Source organism: Pseudarthrobacter sp. 01T43 (genome assembly GCF_056398665.1).
This window is the reverse complement of record NZ_JBFTPV010000005.1, coordinates 70438-95768: the sequence shown is the minus strand read 5'-3', so window position 1 is coordinate 95768 and position 25331 is coordinate 70438. Positions and strand designations below refer to the sequence as shown.

20 protein-coding genes are annotated in these 25331 nt (G+C 67.0%); 8 read left to right on the top strand and 12 right to left on the bottom strand.

The window, feature by feature from the left end:
- Window positions 1-29 precede the first annotated feature (29 nt).
- Genes AC1DIM_RS07540 through AC1DIM_RS07515 form a run of 6 tightly spaced genes read right to left on the bottom strand, consistent with a single transcriptional unit; the run spans window position 30 to window position 7575 of the window.
- Complete coding sequence (locus tag AC1DIM_RS07540) at window positions 30-1574, bottom strand: carboxyl transferase domain-containing protein (protein WP_477709879.1); 1545 nt, start codon at window positions 1572-1574, stop codon at window positions 30-32.
- Window positions 1561-2817 (bottom strand): CaiB/BaiF CoA transferase family protein, encoded by a 1257-nt coding sequence (locus AC1DIM_RS07535; protein WP_477709878.1) that lies wholly within the window; start codon window positions 2815-2817, stop codon window positions 1561-1563. Before AC1DIM_RS07535 ends, AC1DIM_RS07540 begins: the two co-directional genes overlap by 14 nt.
- Window positions 2814-4085: a DUF3500 domain-containing protein gene (locus AC1DIM_RS07530; protein ID WP_477709877.1), complete on the bottom strand. Its 1272-nt coding sequence runs from the start codon at window positions 4083-4085 to the stop codon at window positions 2814-2816. Before AC1DIM_RS07530 ends, AC1DIM_RS07535 begins: the two co-directional genes overlap by 4 nt.
- The gene (locus AC1DIM_RS07525; RefSeq protein WP_477709876.1) at window positions 4063-5790 is read right to left on the bottom strand and encodes an FAD-dependent monooxygenase; all 1728 of its coding nucleotides are present in this window, start codon (window positions 5788-5790) and stop codon (window positions 4063-4065) included. Before AC1DIM_RS07525 ends, AC1DIM_RS07530 begins: the two co-directional genes overlap by 23 nt.
- On the bottom strand, window positions 5790-6647 hold the full coding sequence (locus AC1DIM_RS07520) for a fumarylacetoacetate hydrolase family protein (protein ID WP_477709875.1): 858 nt from the start codon (window positions 6645-6647) through the stop codon (window positions 5790-5792). Before AC1DIM_RS07520 ends, AC1DIM_RS07525 begins: the two co-directional genes overlap by 1 nt.
- A gap of 49 nt (window positions 6648-6696) precedes the next feature.
- Entirely contained in the window at window positions 6697-7575 is an 879-nt protein-coding gene (locus AC1DIM_RS07515) for an alpha/beta hydrolase fold domain-containing protein (protein ID WP_477709874.1), read from the bottom strand.
- A 451-nt stretch (window positions 7576-8026) separates the two neighbouring features.
- Between AC1DIM_RS07515 and AC1DIM_RS07510 the strand changes: the two genes are divergently transcribed.
- From AC1DIM_RS07510 to AC1DIM_RS07480, 7 genes are all read left to right on the top strand, one after another.
- Entirely contained in the window at window positions 8027-8125 is a 99-nt protein-coding gene (locus tag AC1DIM_RS07510) for a potassium-transporting ATPase subunit F (RefSeq protein WP_477709873.1), read from the top strand.
- Window positions 8126-8132: 7 nt separating this feature from the next.
- Window positions 8133-9800 (top strand): potassium-transporting ATPase subunit KdpA, encoded by a 1668-nt coding sequence (kdpA, locus tag AC1DIM_RS07505; RefSeq protein ID WP_477709872.1) that lies wholly within the window; start codon window positions 8133-8135, stop codon window positions 9798-9800.
- On the top strand, window positions 9797-11932 hold the full coding sequence (kdpB, locus tag AC1DIM_RS07500) for a potassium-transporting ATPase subunit KdpB (RefSeq protein WP_477709871.1): 2136 nt from the start codon (window positions 9797-9799) through the stop codon (window positions 11930-11932). The genes kdpA and kdpB overlap by 4 nt, the downstream gene beginning before the upstream one ends.
- Before the next feature lie 10 nt (window positions 11933-11942).
- Window positions 11943-12560, top strand: coding sequence for a K(+)-transporting ATPase subunit C (gene kdpC / locus AC1DIM_RS07495; RefSeq protein ID WP_477709870.1), 618 nt, complete (start codon window positions 11943-11945; stop codon window positions 12558-12560).
- Between the two features lie 32 nt (window positions 12561-12592).
- Window positions 12593-15268, top strand: a complete 2676-nt coding sequence (locus tag AC1DIM_RS07490) for a DUF4118 domain-containing protein (RefSeq protein ID WP_477709869.1) — start codon at window positions 12593-12595, stop codon at window positions 15266-15268.
- Complete coding sequence (locus AC1DIM_RS07485) at window positions 15265-15942, top strand: response regulator (RefSeq protein WP_477709868.1); 678 nt, start codon at window positions 15265-15267, stop codon at window positions 15940-15942. The genes AC1DIM_RS07490 and AC1DIM_RS07485 overlap by 4 nt, the downstream gene beginning before the upstream one ends.
- A 212-nt stretch (window positions 15943-16154) precedes the next feature.
- Window positions 16155-16790 carry a hypothetical protein gene (locus AC1DIM_RS07480; protein WP_477709867.1) on the top strand — a complete coding sequence of 212 codons (636 nt, stop codon included), beginning with the start codon at window positions 16155-16157 and terminating at the stop codon, window positions 16788-16790.
- A gap of 11 nt (window positions 16791-16801) precedes the next feature.
- On the opposite strand, the gene AC1DIM_RS07475 is transcribed toward AC1DIM_RS07480, so the two are convergent.
- From AC1DIM_RS07475 to AC1DIM_RS07465, 3 genes are read right to left on the bottom strand one after another with little or no spacing between them, the layout of a single operon-like run.
- Window positions 16802-17746 (bottom strand): alpha/beta hydrolase, encoded by a 945-nt coding sequence (locus AC1DIM_RS07475; protein ID WP_477709866.1) that lies wholly within the window; start codon window positions 17744-17746, stop codon window positions 16802-16804.
- Window positions 17743-18735 carry an alpha/beta hydrolase fold domain-containing protein gene (locus AC1DIM_RS07470; protein WP_477709865.1) on the bottom strand — a complete coding sequence of 331 codons (993 nt, stop codon included), beginning with the start codon at window positions 18733-18735 and terminating at the stop codon, window positions 17743-17745. Before AC1DIM_RS07470 ends, AC1DIM_RS07475 begins: the two co-directional genes overlap by 4 nt.
- Window positions 18732-21416, bottom strand: a complete 2685-nt coding sequence (locus AC1DIM_RS07465) for a family 78 glycoside hydrolase catalytic domain (RefSeq protein ID WP_477709864.1) — start codon at window positions 21414-21416, stop codon at window positions 18732-18734. Before AC1DIM_RS07465 ends, AC1DIM_RS07470 begins: the two co-directional genes overlap by 4 nt.
- Window positions 21417-21567: 151 nt before the next feature.
- Between AC1DIM_RS07465 and AC1DIM_RS07460 the strand changes: the two genes are divergently transcribed.
- Window positions 21568-22398, top strand: coding sequence for an IclR family transcriptional regulator (locus tag AC1DIM_RS07460; protein WP_477709863.1), 831 nt, complete (start codon window positions 21568-21570; stop codon window positions 22396-22398).
- Window positions 22399-22624: 226 nt separating this feature from the next.
- On the opposite strand, the gene AC1DIM_RS07455 is transcribed toward AC1DIM_RS07460, so the two are convergent.
- The 3 genes from AC1DIM_RS07455 to AC1DIM_RS07445 form a co-directional block, all read right to left on the bottom strand.
- Window positions 22625-22933, bottom strand: coding sequence for a PASTA domain-containing protein (locus AC1DIM_RS07455; RefSeq protein WP_477709862.1), 309 nt, complete (start codon window positions 22931-22933; stop codon window positions 22625-22627).
- A 281-nt stretch (window positions 22934-23214) separates the two neighbouring features.
- On the bottom strand, window positions 23215-24702 hold the full coding sequence (locus AC1DIM_RS07450) for a glycoside hydrolase family 43 protein (protein ID WP_477709861.1): 1488 nt from the start codon (window positions 24700-24702) through the stop codon (window positions 23215-23217).
- Window positions 24703-24865: 163 nt separating this feature from the next.
- A complete protein-coding gene (locus AC1DIM_RS07445; protein WP_477709860.1) occupies window positions 24866-25330 on the bottom strand; it encodes a phage tail protein in 465 nt (154 codons plus the stop codon).
- Between the last annotated feature and the right edge of the window lies 1 nt (window position 25331).

Below are 25331 nucleotides of genomic sequence, written 5' to 3'. Positions count from 1 at the left end.
TGCGTGGTGGGGAAATCCGCGACAAACGGCTAGGCGAGAAGTTCCAAGAAGTTACGCTCGATAGCCTGCCCCGCCCGAAGGCAGAAATCCTTTGGCTCCCGGGCGGCGTCCGGTTCCTCCGCCACCACCGCACTGACAGCGCCGGATGCTGTGAGGTCCGTCGCCGTCATTCGGAGGCCCTGTGCGAGTTCCGCCGCGCGTTCGGTAGTGCGGTGCAGGATGGCGCTGGCACCTTCCGGCGCCAGCGGAGCCAGCCAGGCATGCTGCGCGCAGATGGTCCGGCGGGCGGGAAGCAGCGCGATGGCGGCTCCCCCGGTGCCCTCGCCCAGGATGAAGGACAGGGAAGGCACGGTCAGTTGCGGCAGCAGGGCCAGGCAGCGGGCGATCTCGCGGGCCAGGCCGCCTTCTTCCGCGTCCACGCTCAGTTCGGCACCAGGCGTGTCAATGACTGTCAGCAGCGGCAGACCCAGTTCTGCGGCCAGGTGCATTCCGCGCCGGGCACGGCGCAGCTCCGCGGGGCCGATGAGCGAACCGGCTGCCTGAGCCCGGCGCTCCTGCCCTACCACCACGCAGCGGACCGCACCGAACGAAGCCAGCGCCACAATCAGTGGACTGCCCGCTCCCGGCTGTGCATTCCCGGAGGACTGCGGGCCGGCCCCGCCCAACAACGGCACCACGTCATGCGCCGCCACAGCCAGCAGTTCCCGCAGTCCGGGCCGGTCTTTGTCGCGGGACCGCCGCACGATGTCCCAAGCGGACGCAGCGGGTGCGGCCGGAGAAGCTACGACCGGGAAAGGGCCGACGGCGGCTGGCTCGCTACTGCTGCGGGCGCGGTTCCGAACACGGCACCCGTCCCCGTCTGCGTAGCGGAGAACCGACAGCAGCACGTCGCGCAGGCCGGCCAACGGGACCACGCCGTCCACCAGACCGCACCGTTCAAGGTTTTCTGCGGTCTGCACATCCGGCGGGAACGGCTCGTCATACAGTGCCTCATAAACGCGCGGCCCCAGAAATCCGAGCAGACTCCCGGGCTGGGCAAACGTGAGATGCCCCAAAGAGCCCCACGATGCCATCGCCCCGCCTGTGGTGGGATGACGCAGGTAGACAAGGTAGGGGCAGCCGGCAGATTTATGCCGTTCCACGGCGCCGGCGATGCGTGCCATGGCCAGGAACGCCGGCGTGCCTTCCTGCATCCGGGTGCCGCCTGAGGCGGGACTGGCCACGACCGGCAGACCCTCGAGGGTGGCCCGTTCCAGCGCCGCCACGATCCTGGCAGCGGTGGCGACGCCAATCGAGCCGCCAAGGAACGCGAACTCACCGGCGATCACCGCCACGCGGCGGCCCTCCAGCAGTCCGGCCCCGGTGATCACGGCCTCATCCGTTCCGCTCCTCCGGCGCGCAGCGCCGAGTGCATCCGCATAGCCGGCTTCATGCCCAACGTAAACCGGCGGCATGTCCCACGACTCAAAAGTGCCGGGATCGACGAGCACCGAAGTGAAGTCGTGGGAGGTGATCACATCCGGCGCGGTTTCGTGCAGCATTCCAYGCGAATTGATGAGGTCAGCGCCGGTCATGTTCCTCCCCCAAAACATCGCAGCCAAGCCAGCTCCGGATGCCTGAACCATGCCGGTCCAGCAACGGTGGAGCGGTGTGGCTGGCAGCGGTGGTTTCGCGCTCACCGTTGGGCGTGGCCTCGAAGAATCGTAGCGGCGGACCCGGCAGCGTGATCGTACCCAGCAGCTCGTGCTCCACGTCGATGAGCAACCCTTGGGAGGCCACCTGGTCCCAGGCGTAGACCTCATCCAGCGAGCGGACTCTACCTGCCGGAATTCCGGCCAGGCGAAGCTTCTCGAGCAGCCCGGCGGCACTATGTGGCGCGAAGGCCTGCTCCACCAGCCCGATGGTCCTGCCGCGGTGACGGACCCGGTCCGCGTTCGATGCCACCTCCGGGGCGCCTGCGTCGAGCCCGAACTCCGAGCAGAATTTCCTCCACAGTGCATCGCTGCCCACACTGATCTGCACGGCCCCGTCCCGGCAGCGGAACAGGCCGTAGGGTGCAATGGAAGGGTGGTGGTTACCTTGGGCTTCGGGGACTTCCCCGGCGACCGTAACCCGGGTGCCTTGGAAGGCATGGACGCCCACGACGGCGGCGAGCAGTGACGTGCGCACCACCTGTCCGCGTCCGGTCCGCTCGCGCTCATGCAGTGCCGCGAGCAGCCCGAACGCTCCGTACATTCCCGAGAGCAGGTCCGCGATGGGAACTCCCACGCGCTGCGGATCGTCGGGTCCGTTGCCGGTGACGGACATCAGCCCTGCCTCGCCCTGCACAATCTGGTCGTAGCCGGCCCGGCCGCCCTCGGGTCCGTCGTGGCCGAACCCCGTGATGGACAGGACGATCAGCCTCGGGTTCAACTCCTGCATGGCCAAGGTGGAGAAGCCCAGGCGGTCCATCACGCCGGTGCGGAAGTTCTCGATAACAACGTCGGCGCGCGCCACCAACCCCTGGAGAACCTCCCGGTCTTCCTGGCTCTTCAGGTCCAAGGCGATGGATTCCTTGTTCCGGTTACAGGAGAGGAAGTAGGTGGCCTGCGGGTCATCCTCGGGGCCCACAAAGGGGGGACCCCAGCCGCGGGTGTCGTCCCCGGTCCCGGGTACCTCGACTTTGATGACGCGGGCGCCGAGGTCCCCCAGCATCATCCCGGCGTGCGGTCCGGCCAGTGCGCGGCTCAGGTCAATAACGAGGAGGCCCTGGAGCGGGCCGGCCGGGCCATGTTCGGACGCGAGCTGCGGCACTGCGGCGATCTCCGCCGTCGTCATCCGTTGTCCCCAACAGCGAACGATTCCCTCTGCCGCACAGCCGCCTGCTTGACCAGTGCCCGGCCGTAGTCGTTGCCGTTGGGTGTCCGCACCACGGTGTGCATGTGGAAGGGCGCAGGAGTTCCGTTGTTGAGGAACACCCCGGTGTGGTGGTCGAGTTCGAGGATGACCACGGGGCTTTGGATGCGGAAGTAGAAGGCGTCCCCGCCCTGCCAGCCGCCGATCCACGAGAACCAGGTTTCGGCGTAGTGCGCCTGGATTTCCCGGCGGCGGGCAGCGCGCGGCCCGGCCGGAAGATAGGAGATGGAGTCCTCCACAATCCTTTCCAGCAACGCCAGTGCGGACGGCGGCATCGAGCTGACTGGAATGCCTTCGTAGGGGATCACACGGTTGTCCTGGAAGCAGCCGGCAAGATGCCGTTCGTCCCCGGGATGCAGCCGCCCATCGGGCATGGCGGGATCCTCCATCTGTTCGAACACCACGGCGCCGGCGCGGAGTTCGGCCGGCAGACCGGCCATGAGCTCCCGGGCCCACTGGATGCGCTCCTTGAAGACCTTCACGCCCCGGTGCGGGCCGGCGTCGATGGTGTCCGGCTCGGCGCCCAGGAACACCGGCGAGACCACCATCCGGCTTCCGATCACAAGGCAGTTGAGTGCCACGTGATGGCCGAAGAGCTGCCAGCCCCAGGGTTCCGTCTCGGAGGGCACCCCGTAGAGGGCGAAGTTGTAGCTGTACTCGTTCATAAGCAGCGGCAGGTCCACCAGGTCACCAAGAAAACCGTTGATCCGCATCAGGTTCCGCATCAGCGCATGGCCCTCCGGGCTGAGGCTCGACTCCACCACGGCCAGCGCGGCGTCACGCAGAGCCGGATCCACCTCGTCCAGACGCAGGCCCGTGTCGTGCTGCATAAACTCGGGGTTGGCCCAACTCTGCCACTCGCCGGCATCCACGGAGTAGCTCAGCCGGCTCATTCGTTCCAGCGAGGCCAGAGCCAGCAGCTTGTCGGCCGCTGCCACCATGTCCGCCGTCGGCGCCTCCTCCCCGGGCAATGCATCAGCAAGGGGGAACAGGCCTTCACGGACCACGCCATCGCTGGTCACCCCGGTGAACGGCCGGGGGTAGAGCTCCTTCCAGCCTTCGATCATCGGGCCGGCGAACGGATCATCCTTGGCCGCCTCCGCGTAGGACCGTGCATCCAGGCCGCGGACCTTGGCTACGCGCGGATGGCCGGGCTGAAACAGATAATCACGAAATGACGGCGCTGACATGGGCGTGCTCCTCTGGTTCCAAAGATTGGGTGTGGGTCCAGCCCGCGGCGGTCCGCAGGGCGTTGGCGGCAGCTTCAGCGGAGGCTCCCCGCCACGCCACGTGCTGGTCCGGGCGGACCAGGACGGCATCGGCAGCCCAGGTATCCGCGAGGGGGGTGCCGTTCCGGTCCGGGCCCAGCGCTTCAACGGTCAGAGGGATGCGCAGTGCGGCCGCTGCGGCAAGGACCGGCGCAAACGAGTCCCCGGCTGCGGCACCGGCCAAGGACCGGGCGTCGGCGAGAAGGGTAAACCCCACCCCTAGAACGTCATAGACCGACGTGGAGTCATCGAGCCACACGTGCGGAAGGAGCGCGCCGGGGGCGGCCGACGGGGTATAGCGAATGGGATCCTCGGCCGGAACGGGTGACCCGTCCGGGGCCACCAGCGGTGACGCCGCGTAGCTGTAGCCGAGCACCAGCCCGAGGGAATCGAATTCACTTTGCTTGACGCCCAGCGCCGCGTGCGCGCTCGCACGGGCGGCAGTACCGTCGGTCCCTTCGGCCGCCAGTGCCGGGTCGGCGAAGTGGTAGGCAAGCGCCTTGCCGTTGGCCGCGGCATCGTTGATGGTGCGCTCAGCCACGGGACGCCGCTCGAGTTCATAGCTGTCCAGCAGGCCGGGCCCGGCCCAGCCGACCAGGACGCCCGCGATTTTCCATGCGAGGTTGGCGGCGTCGCCGATGCACGTGTTGAAACCGTGCCCGCCCCACGGCGGGTTCTGGTGTGCCGCGTCGCCCACCAGGAACACGCCGTCGTGACCGTAGGCGGCTGCGAGGAGCATGCGTGCCGTCCACGGGTCTGTGGCTATCACGTCAACCTCGACGTCGGCCCCCACCAGGGAGCGGACGAGGGCCACGGCATCCAGATCCGGCGGCCCCGCGTCACCTTGGGCCTTGACGCCCTGGACGATGGCCCACCAGGTCTGGTCCAGGTCCATGCGGCCCACCATGCCGGCAGCGCCTTCAGCTAGGACCCAATACTGGACGGCAGGGTCCAAAGTGATGGTGTCGGCCAGGTCGCGGGAACGGAACAGGATGCTGATGTTGGACAGTGCTGCGGAGCCACCTTCCAGTCGCAGACCCAACCCACGACGCACAGCGGACGAACCGCCGTCGGCTCCTGCCAGGAACGTACACCCCACCGTGCGGCGCCGGCCCGCGGTATCTGCCATTGTCACCTGCTGGCCGGATCCCGGGCCTGCGAACGACTCAACCCGCAGACCCGTCAGCAGCGTGGCATGCGCCGACGCTGCCACGGCTTCGCGGAGCACGGATTCGAGCACCGGCTGCGGTACCTGCTGCCCGCACTCGGGCTGCGGCTCATACCGGCCGGTTTGGAGCTGGAAGGCGTTCGGGAAACGGCGGATTTCACGGCCCGTCAGCGACGTGCAGAAGATAATGTCCTGCGCGAACTCCACCGGCAGCGGTGCGGCCGAACGCAGTGCCGTCGATAGGCCAAGGCGGCGGAGGTGGGTCATGGTGCGCGCGTTGGTGGTCTTGGCACGCGGCCGGTCGGGATCGATGGCGGTCCGCGGCTCGATGACAACGCTGTGAATCCCCCGCTGGGCGAGATCCAGGGCGAGGAACAATCCGCTGGGGCCTCCGCCGGAGATCAGGACCGGAATGTCCGCCGGAAGATCCTCCAACCGGGCATGGGAAATGGCAGTCATCAGGCCCTCGCCCGGAGCGCCGGGCCGCCGATGGGGGTCGTCAACGTGCCCAGCCGCTCAATCTCGACTTCCACGGTGTCTCCGGCCTGCAGGAGCCACTGCGGGGTGCGGGCGTAGCCGACGCCCTCGGGAGTGCCGGTGGCGATCACGTCGCCGGGGTGGAGCGTGAAGGTTTCGCTGATCAGGGCGATGATGGCCGGCACGGAGAAGATCATGTCCCGCGTGTTGCCGTTCTGGACCTCGGTGCCGTTCACCCGGGTCCTGACCTGAAGGCCGTCCCGGAGGTCGCCCGCCTCGTCGCGGCTGACCAAGGGGCCGAGCGGGCCGGTGAAGTCGCCGTTCTTGCCCAGCGTCCACTGCGAGGTCAGCTTCTGGGCGCGCCGCGCGGTGAGATCGTTGAAGGTGGAATAGCCGAACACGGCATCCGCCGCGGCGGTTTCATCAGCGGACTCGACGCGCCGGCCGATGTAGGCCCCAACTTCGCCTTCCCAGTCCAGCCCTGCCTCGCCGCCGGGTACGGGGACCGGAACGTTGCCCACGGACAACGACGCCGTCCAGCGCCCGAAAAGGGTGGGGTACGGCGGCAGGTCCTGGTTCTTGTAGCTGCCCTCGGCCGCGTGCGCCTTGTAGTTCAGTCCCACGCAGATCACGCGGGCGGAGGCGGGGACCAGCGGCACTTCGGTGACGGTTCCGCGCTCAAGCGAGCTGCCGGCGTCGGCCGTTAGCGTGACTGCCTTGTCCTGCCACCCCTCGGGATCGGTCCAGAATTCGGCGACGGGTGCGAGCGGGACAAGGTGCGGGTCCATGAGGGCTGCAACCCAGGATTCGCCACGGTGATTGATACCAACAAACTGCATAGGGGGCCTTTCAATTCTTGCCCGGGCACGGGTGCCCGGGATGCGTAGGTCAGGGCTTGTGCGCCTGGCGGCGGAAGAAATCGATGGTGGCGTCGGCGGCCTTGGCGGCCGCTGTGGGGTCCTCCCCCGGCAGCTGCCACATGTGGTCGGCGCCTTCAATGAGCAAAAGTTCGACGTCGGCGCCCGCGGCTTCCAGCGCCGCGGCCAGGGTGGCGGACTGGGCCGGCGGAACGAAGCGGTCCGCGGTGCCGTGCGCCAGGAAAAACGGCGGCGCGTGCTCCCCCGCGTACGTGATGGGGCTTGCGGCGGCTGCCGTGTCCGGCGCCTCGGCCGGCTGGGCACCCAGGAGGAGCGCCTCCCGCGAGCCGGGATCATCGGCGCTGGCTGCGGCGTCGGGCAGGGCCTGTTCGCCCATGCGGAGGAGGTCCGTGGGCGGGTACCAGGCGGCCACGGCGGCAACCATGTCGCTGACGCCTGTGAGCTCGCCGGCATCGGTGCCGTATTCCGGGGACCCGCCGGTCAGCCCCACCAGGCTGGCCAAGTGGCCGCCTGCCGAGTCGCCCCACGCGTAGATCCTGTCCGGATCCACGTTGCAGTCAGCCGCATGGGCCCGAAGCCACCGGACTGCAGCCTTCGCGTCCAGCAGTTGGGCCGGGAAGGTGGCCACTGAACTCAGCCGATAATCCGCCGAGGCCACTACGAACCCGGCATCCACCAGGCGCTCAATCGGGCTCAAACCCAGGGCGTCCACGGAGGGGCCAAGGGAGGAGCGGGACCCTACCCGCCAGCCGCCGCCGTGGTAATGGATGACCGCCGGCAAAGCCGCGGACTCCTTCGGGGCTGCGGGGAGGTACAGGTCAAGCAGCAGCGGGGCCGATCCCTCGGGGTGGGCGAACTCGATGCCCTTCAGGACCCGCCCTGCCGTCATCGTTGGCTCCATGTCTTACCGCGCCGTTTCTTTCATGCGCCGGACCACCGATGTGGACCGCGTCACTACTCAACTCTGGCGTAGAGGGAGCTCGCCCCGCGTGGCCGGTTTCACTCAATGAAACAGCTTCGCGACCACCCAGCATGCCGCGCATCAGGGCTGGACATGACCATGCTCATCGTTCGGCAGAGCCCCTGCGGACAGTTCACAGGCGTTAGGAACGCATCAAGATTCCGGGTGAGGGCATTAAGGATCCGTTAGGAACGGCTTGACGCTGGTTTTCCACGGTTTGACTGGAAGTAGCCCCGCAAAGGGACAGTCGAAAGGAACCTGCAATGGCCGATATGGCTGTGATTGGAATCCTCATGGTCTCCATGGGATTCGTGATGTGGATCGGTCAGCTCCTGACCGGAATGGTCAACGGCTCCGGTGACTGGGCGGAGGACGGGCAATGAGCGCTGACGCCGTCATGTGGCTTGTCCTGCTGATGGCGGGACTGTGCCTTTTTGGGTATTTGCTGGCAGCCCTGATCCGGCCTGACAGGTGGTGAGCGGATCATGAGCTTTAACACCACCTCATTCCTCGTCCAGGTCGTGGCACTCGTCCTGGCCTTGGCGGCCGTGCATAAGCCGCTGGGTGTCTACCTGGCCCGGGTTTTCGAAGGCAAGACCTCGTCCCGGCCCGAGCGTGTGTTCTACCGGCTGGCTGGCGTGGACACCGGCACCGAACAGACCTGGTCCGTGTACCTGCGCAGCGTGCTGGCTTTCTCGGCCGTGTCCATCCTGGTGGTGTTCGGACTCCAGCGGTTGCAGGGGGTGCTGCCGGGCGCCGGCTCCCTGGCCGGTGTTGACCCGTGGGTGGCGATGAACACTGCCATCTCGTTCGTCACCAACACCAACTGGCAGACCTATGTTCCTGAAACCACGGTCGGCATCTTCGTGCAGATGGTGCTGCTCGCCGTGCAGAACTTCCTCTCAGCTGCTGTGGGCATCGTCGTTGCCGTTGCCCTGATCCGCGGCATTGCCCGGACGAAGACTGACCGGCTGGGCAACTTCTGGGTTGATCTGGCCCGGACCTGCTTCCGTGTTCTGCTCCCGCTGGCCGGCATCGCGGCGCTTGTGATGGTCCTCGGCGGTGTGGTGCAGAACTTCGGGCCCGCAACGGTCACCAACACCGCCACCGGAGCCACGCAGGTCATCCCTGGCGGGCCAGTCGCCTCACAGGAAGCGATCAAGATCCTGGGGACCAACGGCGGTGGCTACTTCAACGCCAACTCCGCCCACCCATTCGAGAATCCCAGCGTCTTCACCAGCCTGTTCCAAGTCTTCCTGCTCCTCCTGATTCCCTCTGCCCTGCCCTATGCCTACGGCAGGATGGTGGGAGACCGGAAACAGGGCTACACCGTTGCCGCCGTCATGGGCACTCTGTGGCTGGGCTGCACTGCCCTGACCGGCTGGGCCGCGGCCGCCGCACAGGGAACAGCGACGGCGGCCGCTGGCGGTCTCGGCGAGGGCTTTGAACAGCGGTTAGGCGCCGCTCCAAGCGCGATCTATGCCGCGTCCACCACGCTCACGTCCACCGGCGCGGTCAACGTAGCCCATGATTCCCTCCCGCCACTGGCGGGAGGCGTGGCGATGGTGAACATGATGCTCGGCGAAGTTGCCCCCGGCGGAACTGGTTCCGGTCTTTACGGTCTGTTGATCCTGTCCATCATTTCCGTCTTCATCGCCGGACTCATGGTCGGCCGGACACCGGAATTCCTGGGGAAGAAGATTGGTCCGCGGGAGATGAAGCTGACCGCGATGTACATCCTGGTCACCCCGCTCCTGGTGCTGGCCCTGGCCGGCATCACCGTCCTGCTGCCGGAGGTCATGGCCAACGCTCCGGCCACCGGGCCCCACCAGTTCAGTGAGGTGCTGTACGCCTTCACCTCCGGGGCCAACAACAACGGCTCTGCGTTCGGCGGCATCACCACCTCGGGCCCGTACCTCTCGGCGATGCTCGGCGTGGCCATGCTGCTGGGCCGGTTCCTGCCGATCGTCCTCGTCCTGGCGCTGGCCGGTTCCCTCGCCCGGCAGGCCCAAATCCCCGCCTCCACCGGGACCGTACCCACCCACGGACCGCTGTTCGGCGCGCTGCTGCTCGGCGTGACACTCATCATGACCGCACTCAGCTACTTCCCGGCCCTGGCCCTGGGCCCCCTCGCAGAAGGACTCCTGAAATGACCCGGTCCAGCATGGACACCATCAACAACACGGCCGCCCAAACCTATGCGGACGGCAACCCCCTGGGCACCCCCGGCGAACACAAACACCACACCAAGGCCCCGGCGAAGCTGACAGTCTCGTCCGTCGCGGCGGCCCTTCCCCTTGCGGTCCGGAAACTTGCCCCGGCCCAGATGATCCACTCCCCGGTCATGTTCACCGTGCTCGTGGGCGCGGCCCTGTGCACGGGGATCTCCCTGTACCGGCCCTCGGTATTCGGCATCGCAGTCACGGCCTGGCTGTGGCTGACCGTGCTCTTCGGAACGCTCTCCGACTCCATCGCCGAAGGCCGCGGCAAGGCCCAGGCCGACAGCCTCCGGGCCAGCCGCACAGGCGTCCAGGCCCGACTCCGGCTGGGCAGCGGCGCGCTCAAAGAGGTTCCCGGGACGGAACTGCACCGGGGCGACGTCGTCATCTGCGAGGCAGGGGATGTCATCCCCTCCGACGGCGAAATCATCGAGGGCCTGGCCAGCGTCGACGAATCGACCATCACCGGCGAATCCGCCCCGGTTATCCGGGAATCCGGCGGGGACCGGTCCTCCGTCACCGGCGGGACCAAGGTTCTCTCGGACCGGATCGTCATCCGCATCACCGCCGAACCCGGCCAAACCTTCATCGACCGGATGATCAAGCTCGTCGAAGGGGCCGTCCGGCAGAAGACACCCAACGAAATCGCCCTCCACGTACTGCTCGTCTCCCTGACCATCGTCTTCCTGACCGTCACCATGTCCCTGGCCCCCTTCGCATCCCTGGCCGGGGCGACACCGTCACCGATCGTCCTCGTCGCACTGCTGGTGTGCTTGATCCCGACCACCATCGGGGCCCTGGTCCCGGCGATCGGCATTGCCGGCATGGACCGCCTCGTCCAGCACAACGTCCTGGCCACCTCCGGCCGTGCCGTTGAAACCGCCGGCGACATCACCACACTGCTGCTGGATAAGACCGGGACCATCACCTACGGCAACCGCCGCGCGGTCAATTTCTTCCCCGCCAACGGTGTGGACAGGACCGAAATGATCGAAGCGGCACGGCTTTCCAGCCTTGCCGATGACACCCCGGAGGGACGCTCGGTCGTGGACCTCGCCGGGGAGACGGACGTGACCGGTCCGGACCTCGCCGCGCTCGAACGCCGCTCCGGTCAGCTGACCGTGGTCCCGTTCACCGCCAGCACGCGCATGAGCGGTCTGGACCTGGACGGCCGGATGATCCGCAAGGGCGCCGCCTCCGCAGTGGCCGCGTTCGTTGACGATCTGGGCGGCCACACTCCTCCCGAGGTGACCCTCCGGGTGCAGGAAATCTCGGCGCAGGGCGGCACACCGCTGCTTGTCGCCTCAACCGCCGGTGACGGTGCCCGTATCCTGGGCACCATCCATCTGGCCGACGTCGTCAAACCCGGCATGCACGCCCGCTTCGCCGAGCTGCGGAAAATGGGCATCCGCACCGTCATGATCACAGGCGACAACCCCGTCACGGCCAAAGCCATCGCCGGCGAGGCCGGCGTCGATGACTGCGTCGCCGAGGCCACCCCGGAGGACAAACTCGCGGTCATCAAAAAGGAGCAGGCCGCCGGGCGCCTGGTCGCCATGACCGGGGACGGCACCAATGACGCCCCCGCCCTGGCCGCTGCCGACGTCGGTGTCGCCATGAACTCAGGCACGCCCGCCGCCAAGGAAGCCGCGAACATGGTGGACCTCGACTCGGACCCCACCAAGCTCATCAACATTGTCGGCATCGGCAAACAGCTCCTGATCACCCGCGGCGCGCTCACCACGTTTTCCGTGGCGAACGATGTGGCCAAGTACTTCGCCATCGTCCCGGCCCTGTTTACCGACGCCTTCCCCGGGCTCGGTCTGCTGAACATCATGGGCCTGGCAACACCTGCCTCGGCCATCCTGTCCGCGGTCATCTTCAACGCCCTGATCATCATCGCCCTGGTGCCCCTCGCGCTGCGCGGTGTCAAATACCGTGCGGTCTCGGCCAACCAGGCCCTGGGCCGGAACCTCCTGATCTACGGGCTCGGCGGCCTCATCGCACCGTTCATTGGCATCAAACTCATCGACCTGATCATCTCCCTGATCCCCGGCATCGGTTAGGAATCGCAGCATGAACATTGTGACCGGCTATCTTCGCCAGGCAGGAACCGCCGCCCGGTTCCTGCTACTGGCCACCGTCATCCTCGGTTTGGCCTACCCCGCAGGCGTCTTTGGCATCGGGCAGCTCATCGCCCCGTACCAGGCCAATGGATCCATCTTGAGGGACGGCGGCGGTGCCCCGGCGGCTTCCGCGCTGATCGCCCAGGCAAAGGCCGACAACTCCGGCGCCCAGGACCCGCTGTGGTTCCATGCCCGGCCCTCGGCCGTCACCTGGGACCCTGCCTCGTCCTCGGCCAGCAACCTCGGGCCCAACGATCCCAAACTCCTCGACGCCGTCACGGCCAACCGGGCCGCCGTCGCCGCCGCCGAAGGCGTCAGCGAGCCAGAGGTGCCAACGGACGCAGTGACCGCGAGCGCGTCGGGGCTGGACCCTGACATATCCCCGCAGTACGCCAGGCTTCAGGTAGCCCGTGTCGCCGCGGCGCACCGTCTCAGCACCGCAACTGTCCAAGCCCTCGTCGACCGGAATACCAATGGCGGCCTGGCAGCCTTCCTGGGGCAGCCCGCCGTGAACGTCACAGCCCTGAACCTCGCCGTGGCCGCTGCCTCCGGCTCCAGCCGGCCCTGATGCCCGGGCCCTGTCAGTGAAAGAATGACGGCATGGCACGTGGAACACTGCGGATCTTCCTTGGGGCCGCACCGGGAGTCGGCAAGACATACGAAATGCTTGAGGAAGCCCACCGCCTGACCAAACGCGGCGAGGACGTCGTCGTCGGTTTCGCCATGGACCACGGGCGCGCCGAGACCGGTGTGCTGCTCGAAGGGCTCGAAGTCATCCCTCCCCGGCATCTCCCCTACAGGGGCACCGAGTTCGAGGAAATGGACCTGGATGCCGTGCTCCACCGTGCACCGGCGACAGCGATCGTCGACGAATACGCGCACTCAAACATCCCCGGCAGCCGGCATGGCAAACGCTGGGAGGACGTCGATGAACTCCTAGACGCCGGCATCAATGTCCTGTCCACAGTCAACATTCAGCATCTCGCATCCCTCGGGGACGTGGTCGGCTCCATCACCGAAGTTCGCCAGGCCGAGACAGTGCCCGATGACGTGGTGCGCCGTGCCGATCAGATTCATCTGGTGGACATTTCCCCGGAGCTGCTGCGCCAGCGCCTGGGCGACGGCAAGATCTACACCGCGGACAAGATCGACGCCGCACTCTCCAACTATTTCCGTCTCGGCAATCTCACCGCCTTGCGCGAACTGACGTTGTTGTGGCTTGCGGACCGGGTCGATGAAGGCTTGGCCAGATACCGGGCGGAGAACGACATCCAGGCCACCTGGCCGGCCCGCGAACGCATCGTCATCGGGCTGACGGGCGGCCCCGAAGGCGAGACCCTGATCCGCCGCGGGGCCCGGATCCTGAACCGGGTCAACGGCGGGGATCTGCTCGCCGTGCACGTCCGCGCCGCTGACGGGGTGGCCAGCGAGTCGCCCCAGGCGCTGGAAGCCCAGCGCCACCTGATTCAGGACCTCGGCGGCAGCTACCACATCGTGGCCGGGGAGGACCCGGCCAGCGCCCTGCTGGACTTCGCCCGCAGCGTCAATGCCACCCAGATCGTCGTCGGCATCTCCCGACGCGGAAAAGTCGCTGGGATTCTCGGGGGTCTGCTTGGCGGAAGCATCGGAACCCGCGTGGTCCGCGAGTCGGGGGACATCGATGTCCACATGGTCTCCCACCCGCTGGTCGGGCGAGGTCCCGGCCGCCGACGCGAACGCGACCTCGGACGCGCGCGCGTGACCGTCGGCTTCGTTCTCTCGATCGTGCTGCCGGCGCTGCTCCAACTGGTGCTCGGCCTCAATCCGGACCAGAACGTCGCCACCGCCGTTCTGGTCCAGCTGACCGGATCCGTAACGGTGGCGCTCATCGGCGGACTATGGCCGGCAATCCTCGCCTCTCTCTTCAGCAGCCTGCTCGTCAACTACTTCTCCACCCCGCCCGTCGGAACCCTCACCATCAGCGATCCACAAAACGTCCTGTCACTCCTGGCCTTCGTCGGCGTGTCCGCCGCCGTGGCCACGGTGGTTGACCTCTCCGCACGCCGTTCCAAAGAAGCCGCCCGCGCCCGCGCCGAAGCGACAACTCTCTCAGACCTCACACGGGGTGCGGCCGGCTCCGAGGACACCGTCAAAGACCTGCTGCACCAGGCGCTGGACGTCTTCAGCGTCCGCGGTGCAGCCCTGTACGCCACCGCCAACAACCGGGACAGCCCAGCAGGGAGTAACTGGAAAATCCTCGCCAGGGCCGGAGAGGTCCCCGGACCCGCTACAGAGAACGGGGATTCCTCCGTACCCCCGGACCTCCGCACCGACAACACCGAACAGATCGACCCCGCCACCCGGCTGGTCCTGTTCGGCCGTGCCCTGCCGGCCAGCGACCGGAGGCTTCTTGGCGCGTTCGGCGTGCATCTTGCCGCCCAACTGGAACGCCAGCAACTGGCCGCCAGCCGTCAGCAGGTCCTCCGCCTCGCCGAAAGCAACACCATGCGCACCTCAATCCTCAGAGCCGTATCCCACGACCTGCGCACCCCCCTGGCCGGGATCAAACTCTCCGTCGGCATGCTCCTTCAGGACGGCCGGCATTACGCCCCCGATCAGGAACACGAACTGCTCCAAACCATCGATGAGTGCTCGGACCGGTTGGACCTGCTCGTCGGGAACCTCCTGGACATGTCCCGAATCACCTCCGACGCCGCCAAACCGCTCCTCCGGCCGCTGCGCTGGTACGAGGTTCTCCCCGCAGCCCTCCATGCCGTCCCCTCGGGCCGTGTCCGCACGGAGCTTCCACCCAACATGGCCGAAATCGAGGCAGACCCGGGGATGCTCGAACGCGTCATCGCCAACATCGTGGAAAACGCGGTCAAATACGCACCCGAATCGGACATCGTCCTCGTCGGAACCGCCGGCGGCCTCAGCACCGATACCTTGAAAGGACGTCCTGCCGGCGAACTCCGTATCGTCGATCACGGCCAGGGCGTCCCGGCAGAAAGCGTGGTTGAAATGTTCCAGCCCTTCCAACGCCTCGACGATATCCCGCAGACCACCGGCGTCGGCCTCGGGCTGGCAGTGGCGAAGGGATTCACCGAAGCCATGGGAGGAACCCTCACAGCAGAACAAACCCCGGGAGGTGGCCTGACCATGGCCATCCGGCTGCCACTGTCCACCGGAGCGCCAGCCGATGATCAGCACAACCAGGCCCCCCTGGTCCCGCAGTCGTTCCTGACCGGACGGATCCACAACTCCCCGGCGTCACCTCCACGGACGAACCGGCCATGACCGGCGTCCTGGTAGTCGATGACGACCCGCACCTGCTCAAAGTCCTGAAAATCGCGCTCGAAACCAACGGCTACACGGTCACGACCGCCATCAATGGCCGGTCCGCGCTCCTGGCCGCAACACAGCACCCGCTAGCCCTGGTCATCCTGGACCTCGGCCTGCCCGACATCGACGGCACCACCGTGATCAAAGAACTCCGGAGCTGGAACCTCGTCCCCATCCTCGTGCTCTCGGCGCGCCACACCTCCGACGACAAGGTCGAAGCCCTCGATGCCGGGGCCGACGACTATCTCACCAAACCCTTCGGACCCGACGAACTCCTCGCCCGGCTCCGCGCATTGCTGCGCCGGACCGCGGACCTGAAAACACCCGACCCCATCATCACAACCGACAACTTCACCGTTGACCTCGCCAAGCACCGCGTGACCCGCGCCGGCACCGACGTGCGCCTGACGCCCATCGAGTGGAACGTCCTGGAGATCCTGGTCAGAAACCCCGAAAAACTCATCACACACCGCCAACTGCTGACCGAAGTGTGGGGACCCGCCTACGCCAAAGACTCCAACTACCTCCGCGTTTACATGGCCCAGCTCCGCCGCAAACTCGAGCCGGACACCAGCAACCCCCGCCACCTCCTCACAGAAGCCGGCATCGGCTACAGATTCCAGCCCTGAACCTACGGCTGCACCGTGTGCCCGCAACAGGAACTTAGGCGCTCAGTGTCCGTATCTGCTGGGGATTCATTAAGGAAGCGTTAAAACTCCGCTGTCCGGCATATGAAACCTATTAAGATCCGGGCGGCCGCTCTGTTCAGTGATGTGATGAAAGAGAGGAATCCATGGCCATTCGGGCTGTKGACCGGCCCTCCTCAGGAGATGAATTCACCATGCAGCGCATTGCCTTCATCAAGGGAACGGCACGCGGTTCCACCGTCCCGGGCACGCCTCCGAAAGACTACGTCGTGGTCGATGAGGTCGGCGATTTCACCTACTACCCGTCGGAGTCCGCCATGCTCGGAGACCTGGAGTACGTGGAACAAGCGGCCTGCGTTCTCGACCGGGACGGAAATAATCGCCGCCTGACCTTGGATGGGGACAGGAACCTCGTCCTCGGCCCCTCGTTCGGTCCGGCGGAATCCAACTGGCTCCGCGCGGCATGGATGAACAACCAACACCGGAACCTGCACGCCCACCGGTTGCAGCGCTTCCACCCCGTAAGTCGGGAAGCTCTTCTGGCCGAATTGTTTGAAACCCTTTCCCTGGAACGCGCCAGCAAGGCCAACGGGACATCATGGACCCTCGATGTCGGCGGCGAAGAAACGCATCCGGCCACACTCAGGGACGTCGATGGCCTCCTCGCAGGGCTGGATCACCTCGAAGAGGCGACGGTGCGAGACCCTTTCGGCCATGAATACCGGCCCGTCCGCCACCGGACACACCCGTTCCTCGCGCCGGCCGCGGGCTTCATCTACTACGTCGAGATCCCCTCTGGCCGGACCCGCCACTCAGGCGTCCAACGCTAGCGAATCAATTTCTACAGAAACGCCGCCGAGGCCAGCTCCCGCGCCAGGAAATCCAGGACGGGCTGCGCCTCCGGGCTGCCCGCAGCGTGGTTGAGGTGGCCGTGGACTGCGCCGCGGGCCAGGAAGAAGGACACCGGAACTCCGGCGCGCTCCAAGTTGGCGGCGAAGCTCTCCGAGGAGCCGCGGGCGTCGTCGTACTCGCACGCGACGATGGCCGCCGGCGGCAGCCCGGACGGATCGGCGTAGCCGGGCATGGCATATGAAGACGCCATGCTCACCGGGCCGCCCACATAGTTTTCCGCCTGCCGCAGCCCGTCCTCGGGGGTGAAGCGCAGGTGCCTGGGCAGCGTCGCCATCACGTCCTCGTCCAGTCCGCCCGCAGGCGGTGGCAGCTCGGCGTGGAGGAAGGGGTAGGCCAGCAGGAGCTTCGCTGGGAGGGACTTTCCGGCGTCGGTCAGATACAGCGCTGCTCCCACGGCGAGGTTGCCGCCCGCGCCGGCTCCGCCCAGGCACATCAGTGCCGGATCCACGCCAAGCCCGGCGGCATTCCTGCGGGCCCAGAACCAGCCGGTGAGGGCGTCGTCGTGGGGCACGGGAAAGTGCACCCCGTCGCGGGCCAGCCGGTAGTCCACGGAGAGGACCGGCGTCCCGGCGGATGACAGCACCCGTGCCAGATAGTCCGATTCGGGCATGTCCAGCCCGCCGCTGACGAAGCCTCCGCCGTGCAGCCACACCAGCGCCGGTCCGGACGCGCGGCCCGCCTCGCCGTAAATACGGATCGCCACCGGACCGTGCCGGCCGTCCGCGGTGACGGTCCGGGTGGGAACATCGGGGCCCACGTGTTCCGCGATGGTTTCCGGTCCCTCCGGCGCCGCCAGGTACTGCGCGAAGCCCGCGTCGGGCGCCAGTGTCCCGCCGTCGGCAGGAGCGGATGCCTCCCGCTGCCGGGCTGTCACGGCGTGCCGAGCTTTTCCGCGAAGAAGCCGACGGCGGCGGCGAGGATGGCGTCCAGCTGGTCTTCCGCGCCGAAGAAGCAGTGGTCCGCGCCCTTGATGGTGACCACCTCATGCTCCACCCCGGAGCCTGCAAGGGCGGCGGCAAGGAGGTCGGTCTGCTCGTGGGGAACCAGGCCGTCGCTATCGCCGTGGATCAGGAGGAACGGCGGCGCGCCGGCGGTCACGTAACTCACCGGGCTGGCCGCGGCCAGGAGCGCGGGGTCGTCCGAGCCGCCCACCAGCATGGGTCCGGGCTGAAGGGGCATCCCGGCAGGAACGTCGGCAGTCAAGGCGGGCGGGAACAGCCCGGCCAGTTCGTCCCTCGGCGGGATCTGGGCGAGTGAGGAGGTTCCGTAGAAATCCACGACGGCGCTGATGGCACTGGGGTGCCCCTGCACGCCGAGGCCGCCGTGCAGGTCTTCCCGGTTCCCGGTCAGTCCCAGCATTGCGGCCAGCTGGCCGCCCGCGGATTCGCCCCACGCCCCGAACCGGTCCGGATCGACGCCAAGGTCCCCGGAGAATTCGCGCAAATAGCGGACTGCGGCCTTCGCATCATGCAGCTGGGCCGGGAAGGGCGCCTCGAGGGAGTGCCGGTAGTCAATGGTCGCGCAGGCCATCCCGGCCTCGTTGAGCAGGCGGAACACCGAATCCGGGGCGAAGGTGGGCGGCAGTTCGCGCCGGTCCCCGAGCTGGAACGCGCCGCCGTGGACCCACACCACCAGCGGGACAGGTCCGATGGCCCGGCGGGGAAGCCAGATGTCCATCTTGAGCGGCCGGAAGCCGATGGCGCGGGCATAGGTGACTTCCCGGTGCACCGCCGATACGTCCGAGACGTTTTCGGAGATACCCGGGGCGTCGTAGACGGGGAACGGCGGAACCGTCACGCCGCCCGGCCGGGCAGCATCGGGCAGTCCGGTTTCGTAGACCTCGGTGGCTTCGTTGACACTCATGGTGTGCTCCTTACAAGCTGGGGACGTTCGGTGGTTTGGCGGGTGGCGGGGGCAGTGAACCGGTGAGTTCCGGGTCCGACGACGGCGGGAGGCCGGCCGGGCAGGCGGACTTCGGCGGTGGTGCCCGGGGGGACGGCAACGCGAAGCTGCAGCCCGCCGTCGTCCGTTGCCCACCGCACCTCAATCAGGCCCTGCGGGCCGCGATGTGAGGTGGCCGCGGACGTCAGGTCTGCACCCGGGAGAGGCTCGATGATGATCCGCTCGTAGCCGGCGCTGCCGGGGGCCTGCCGCAGCCCTGCCGTGTAGCGGTGGAGGAAGGACACCACGGCGCCCTTGCTGTAGTGGTTCAGGGACTGGTGCGGGGCGCCGTCGGCGTCGAGGCCGTTCCACAGCTCCCACATGGTGGTGGCGCCGCGGTCCACCATCGTCAGCCACGAGGGCTCCGAGTCGTGCATGAGGAGTTCGTAGGCCAGGTCCGGTTCACCGTTGTCGGCGAGGACCGGCAGCAGATAGGGCGTGGCCAGGAACCCGGTCCCCACATGCGTGCCGGCAGCCCTGATCAGAGCGACGAGCTGGGAGGTGACAGCGGCGCGCTGCTCCGGGCCGGCCAGGTGGAACGCGAGGGCACGGACGCAGTTGGCCTGGCTCGGTTCAGCGACCTGCCCGGCGTTGTCAAGGTATTCGGACGCCCAGGCCTGCCGGACCTTTTCGGAGAGTTCAGCGAGCTCGGCGGCTTCCCCGTTGTGTCCGAGGGCGCCGGCGATCTTCGCCATCAGCGCGGTGGTGTTCCGGTAATACGCGGTGGCCACAATGCCATGATCGGCGGAGCGGGCGGCAAACAGGTCCGGCTCCGGGCCGTCCGGTTCCATCCATTCGCCCCAGTGGAAGCCGGTGTCCCAGAGGTACTTCTCGTGCTCCGCGGGGAACGGGCTGGCAGCAGTGCGGACCGGGTGCCGGTGAGATTCGGCGGTGGTCCGGACAAAATCCAGCCAGCGCTTCATGGCATCCCAGTTCTCGGCGAGGATCGTTGCGTCTCCGGTGGCCAGGTACAGCTCCCACGGCACCATCACCATCGCGTCGCCCCAGCCGGCCGAGCCGTTGACGAAAGCCATGAAGTCCGCCGCGGTGGCTTCCGGGCCGGGCGACGGCGAGATGTTGGCGATGACGCCGTTCGCCCACTGGTCGGCGCGGACGTCGTTGAGCCATTTCCGCGAAAAGCCGGTCACGTCGTAGAGATATGCAGCCGTGGGCACGAACAACTGCCAGTCCCCCGTCCAGCCGGCCTTCTCCCGCTGCGGGCAGTCGGTGGGCACCTCGCAGGCGTTGTCCCGGAAACCCCAGTCCACAATGTCGTGAAGCTTGTTCAGGCGGCTGTCGCTGCAGGTGAACGTTCCGATCGGTTCCAGGTCGGTCTGGACCAGGCAGGCGGTGATGTCCTCCGGCGCCAGGTCCGCGGCGAGGCCCTGCATGGACACGTACTGGAAGCCGTGCGTGGTGTGCCGCGGCTCGAACACTTCGCCCAAAGCTCCCGACGCCGTCACCTCGTCAACCTGCCCGGCGGCCAGGAACTGGCCGGGGCGCTTGAAGTCGTGCGGGCGCAGGTGGTCCTGGGTGACGTCACCGCGAGAATCCAGCGCCTCGCCGTGGACGAGGGTGACCCTCTCCCCCGCCGCACCCAGCTTTGTGAGCCGCACCCAGCCATGGATGTTCTGGCCGAAGTCCACCACCTGGTGTCCGTTGGCCAGGCGGTTGACGGAGACCGGCGTGAGCTCTTCCACGATCCGGGTGGGCGGCGCCACCGGACCGGTCAGCGTTTCGTAGCTGCCTTGGCGGACGACGGCGCTCGCCGGAGGTGCGCTGCCGTCGGCAGCGTGCGGCACGCGGAAGTCCACCCGCTGCCCGCCCATCAGGTCCGCACTGACGATTTCCGTTCGCGATACCAGCCAGGACTCATCGGTGCCGATGACCGTCCTGCTGTCCCCGGACTGCAGTTCCAGCTGCGCGAGGAATGCCGTCTGCGTGCCGTACATGTCGGCGTCGCGCGTGTACCCGAAGGTCCCGCGGTACCAGCCGTCAGTAAGGACGGCCCGAATGCTGTTCGTGCCCGGCCGCAGCAGCGCCGTGACGTCGTAGGCCTGGACCTGGAGGGTTGTGTTGTAGCTGGTGGAGCCGGGGGTGAGCTGCTGGTCCCCCGCCCGCTCGCCGTTCAGGAACAGTTCGTAGATGCCGTGGGCGGTGGCGTAGGCGCGGGCTGTTTCCGGTGCTGCATTCAGGGTGAAGGTTTTGTGCAGGGCATAGCCGGGGCGTTCGCCGGGGGCAGGAACTTCCGGCTCGTCCGGGCCGATCCATTGCGCCGTCCAGTCCGCGGCGTGCAGGAGTCCCAGCTCCACCGGCATGGGCTCCGACCAATCGGAGACGCTTTCAGTGCCTTCCGAACCTGTGTTCCAGGTGCGGACTCGCCACTGGAACCGGCTGCGTGACTGCAGCGCCGGGCCGGAGTATGTAACCCGGCGCCGCCCGGACGCAACCCGGCCCGTGTCCCAGCCGTTGGTGGCCGTGATGCGGTATGCCGCCTGTTCCGTTGTTCCTGCCGGAGGGGTCCAGCTGAGCCGGGGCTCGGACACGGTGACGCCCAGGGCTTCCCGGAGGTTTTCGGCGCGAAGCCTGGTGGGGGCGGTCATGCGGAAGGGCTCCTGAACGTGGGGTATCTGGGGTTCCAGCTTCGTATCCGACAAGGTGAAGCCCACAGGGTTCTTTCATTGGTTGGAATGGTATTGTGCTCTAGCTCACGGACTGCGGTCCGAACTCGTAACGGCGCAAGGACCACAGGCCATGACTGTCCAACCGGACACCGATACCAGCCCCACCCGCGGGAAGCGGCCCAAGCAGGGCGAACCGGTGATTGACCGGGCGCTGAGCCTGCTCGCGGTCTTTTCCGACCGCCGTCGGGCGCTGACCCTTTCGGAACTGGCGCGGCACGCCGGGATGCCCGCGCCCACCGCGCTGCGCCTGATCGCCCGGCTGGTTGCGTGGGGCGCGCTGGAACGGCTCGACGACGGCCGGTACGTCGTGGGGGTTCGCCTGTGGGAGGTGGCGTCCCTGTCGCCGCGGGGCCACGGAGTGCGCGAGATCGCGCTGCCCTACCTGGAGGACCTCTTCGAGGTGACCCGCCATCACGTGCTGCTTGCCGTTCGCGACAACGAAGAGGCCGTGCTCATCGAGCGGCTGTCCTCGAAGGAAGCCACCGAAGTGGCCTACCGGGTGGGCGGGCGCGCGCCGCTGCGGTCCACCGCTGTCGGGCTGGTGCTGTTGGCCGGCGCCGACCAGCAGTTCCAGGAGGCCACGCTCCGGAAACCGCCGGAAAACGAACCCGGAGTGGACCATATGCCCGAAGGCCAGCTGCGCCGTACCCTGTCCGACGTCCGGCGCACCGGGATTGCCATGATCCGCCGCTCGGCCCCGTCGCGCACGGTGTCGGTGGCGTCGCCGATCTTTGACGCCCAGGGATCCGTGGTGGCGGCCCTCTCCATTGTGGTCCCGGATGGTTCCACGCCGCCCAACGTACTGGCACCGGCGGTGCGCGCCACGGCACGCGCAGTCTCCAGGAACCTGGGCCACCTTGCCGAGGTCAGCCCGGACGTGCGGACGCACTCGGAGGGGTGAACTGAAGGATGATGTGCTGCGCTTCGCGGCTGGCTGTCGGTGACCGGCGGGGCCGGCTGCCAAGGTTCACCATCGGTCAGTTGCATCATGGGCTGCTCCGAAGTGTCCAGTAACTAACGGTGGATGCACCGATTCACGAAGAAGATTTCGAGACATCGTTATGAGAATCGCCACGGCGGAGGAATTCGCAGAGATCAGCCCACTGACTGGTTCTCTCGAACTGCTCTCACCCGTCCTCCTCAGCCTCCGCATGAAGTGAGGGGGGCGGCCCGCCCTTCCGCGCAGGCACGTCGCTGCGGGTTTGACCGTCCTCAACGAAGGTAATCCTGATTTGGCTCGCCCACTCAAGGACCGACCCTGCGGGAGGATCTTGGGAGGTCACCCAGAACAGCCCCGGCCACGTACGCGAACGCATCCCCGGCCCGTCAGGGTTCCCGTCTGTGAGACCCAGTCCAATGTTCGCCGCCATCTCTTCGACAATATGCACAGGCTGCCCAACAAGATGGGGAACAGTCACCGTGCGACGTTCAACCATCTCTACATCTCCTTTGAGCCTGAACGACTGGAACGGTGGAACCAAACCTTCTTCCCACCAGAATATCGCTGGTGGGAAGAGCCGGAACCACACCGGATCCCGGCTGATATGGGTTCCAAGGAGACTGCCATTTACCGCCAAACTGGGATCAAAGTCAGATCGACATTCCAAGCGGCCAACTGCCTTGTCCTAAGTTGAACTGGCAATGCTCGCAATGACTACATGCGTCCCGCAAAGGGTTCCACTTCCGGGTGCCTTTTAACCGCCGGTCACCCTGGCTGTCAGTCCCTGCCGCGGTAGTGAAGACGCCGCACCAGGACCTCGCCTTCCACGGCGTAGACACCGAACGCCCGGCCGGTGAACGCCTTGGCGGTTTCGAATGCCCAGTGCCTTCCATCGAGTTCGGCCAGAACCACACCTTCGTCGCCAGCGTCGGCCTCTGACGCCTTCACCAGGAGGCGGATTCTGTCGCCGCCGACGGCGCCGGCACTGAAGTCCGCCGGTGGCGGGGTGGTCAGGACCGTCAGCTCAATGTCGCCGCGGGAAACTACTGCTTCCCATGTGCGTTCAAAACTGGCGACTACGACGCGGGCGGTGACCCTGATGGTGTCCCCGTGCTGTTTGGCTTCGATGCCGAACCAGTTGTCCTCGGCGTTGCGGAAGGCGAGTCCGCCCGTGCCGGAGCTGACGTCGAGCACCGCCCGGCAGTCGACCCCAAGGTGGCGCTGCCGCTGGGCGACGAAGCTGGGCCGGGGCGAATCCAAGCTGTTCCCCTCCCCCTTGAGAACAAGACCGTCGGGGGTGCGTGCCGCGAATTCCGCAGGCATCCGGCGCACAGCGATCCACGCCGGATCTTCCAGGCCCGCGCCGTTCGTGAAGTCGTACTCGACCTCCTCCGAACGCACACCGGCCGGCTGCGGCGGCCGGGGATGCGGCCAGCCATCAATCCAGTCCACCGTGGTCAGGAACGTCTCCCGGCCCAAGGGTGAGAACGCCTGGGTGAGGCCCACCGGACGAACGCCGAGCAAGACCATCCCAGTGCCGCCGTCGGACAGTTCGAAGAGGTCTGCATGTCCGGTGTTCTGGACGGGCGCGCCTGTCCCCGCCGCGGTGAGGATAGGGTTGTGCGGTGCCGGGTCGAAGGGTCCGTCGGGCCGGCGCGAGCGGGCGACTGTCACCGCATGGCCGCGGTCGGTCCCGCCTTCTGCCGCAATCAGGTACCACCAGTCGCCGCGGCGGTAAAGATGCGGCCCTTCAGGGGAATAGAGCCCACTGCCGGACCACAAGGGACGTGGCTTTTCGAGCGCTTGTCCCGTCGCAAGGTCCACCCTCACCTGCTGGATCGCGTCGGGGTGCCGGGCAAACGTCACGTACGCGGTACCCTCGTCGTCCCACGCGAGATCGGGGTCGATGCCGTCCACTGCCTCGATGACGGTCCCGTCGCTCCAGGGCCCGGCGGCGTCGGTTGCAGTGAACAGGACGCAGCCCCGGCCGCCGAGGAAGACCGAGACGATCAGGTAGAACACACCGTTCCGGACTCTGAGGGTAGGCGCCCAGACACCCCCGGGCGTGGGTACGTCCGCAAGTTGGACCTGCTCTTCGCGCGTCGCCACGTGGCCCACCAGCTGCCAGCTTTCCAGATCCTTGCTGTGATAGATGGGCAGCGCCGGCAGGTATTCGAACGACGAGGTAACAACGTAGTAGCCCTCTGGCGTACTAACGATGCTCGGATCCGGATTGAACCCGGAGAGAATGGGGTTGGATTTCATCGGTTGCGGCGTCTCTCAATCAGTCGTTGCAGTGGCCTTGCCTGCCAACAACCGCTAACTGCAGATGCCACAGCCGGCGTAGGCCCTCCGATCGATCCTTCCGCCTCCCGGACAGACCCGCAGGGGCTGATTCCATTCTTTGGAAAGCCTTCAGGCACTGGCCTCAGTGCTGGCCCTTGATCACAAAGTAGGAGCCGCGGATGGTGCCGGCGAGCTTTGATTTTTGCCGGGCAAACTTGAAGCTGGACGCCAGCTCCTCCGGAATTTCCATTCCGTCGGACAGCTTGAACCCTACGGCCCGCTTCGCGCCCTCCTCGAGGCCGTACATCACGTTGATGGACAGGCCGGACTCGTAGAACACGTAGGCCATCCGGGTACCTTCCACCTCGAAGGATGACACCTCAAGCGAGCGGGAGGAGATGGCGATGTTGCGCTCGCTCGAGAGAATCCCGTGGATCCAGTCGAGCGTCTCCGGCGCCTCGTCTGCACGGGTGACGGTGAAATCGTGGTCGTACTTGTTCTTGAAGTAGCGCGCCTCATTGGCGCGCAGCCCCGCCAGGGCCTCCGCGACGGGTGACGACTCCAGACCAACGGTGGACACGTTCTTGAAATCAACGGTGTACGGCATG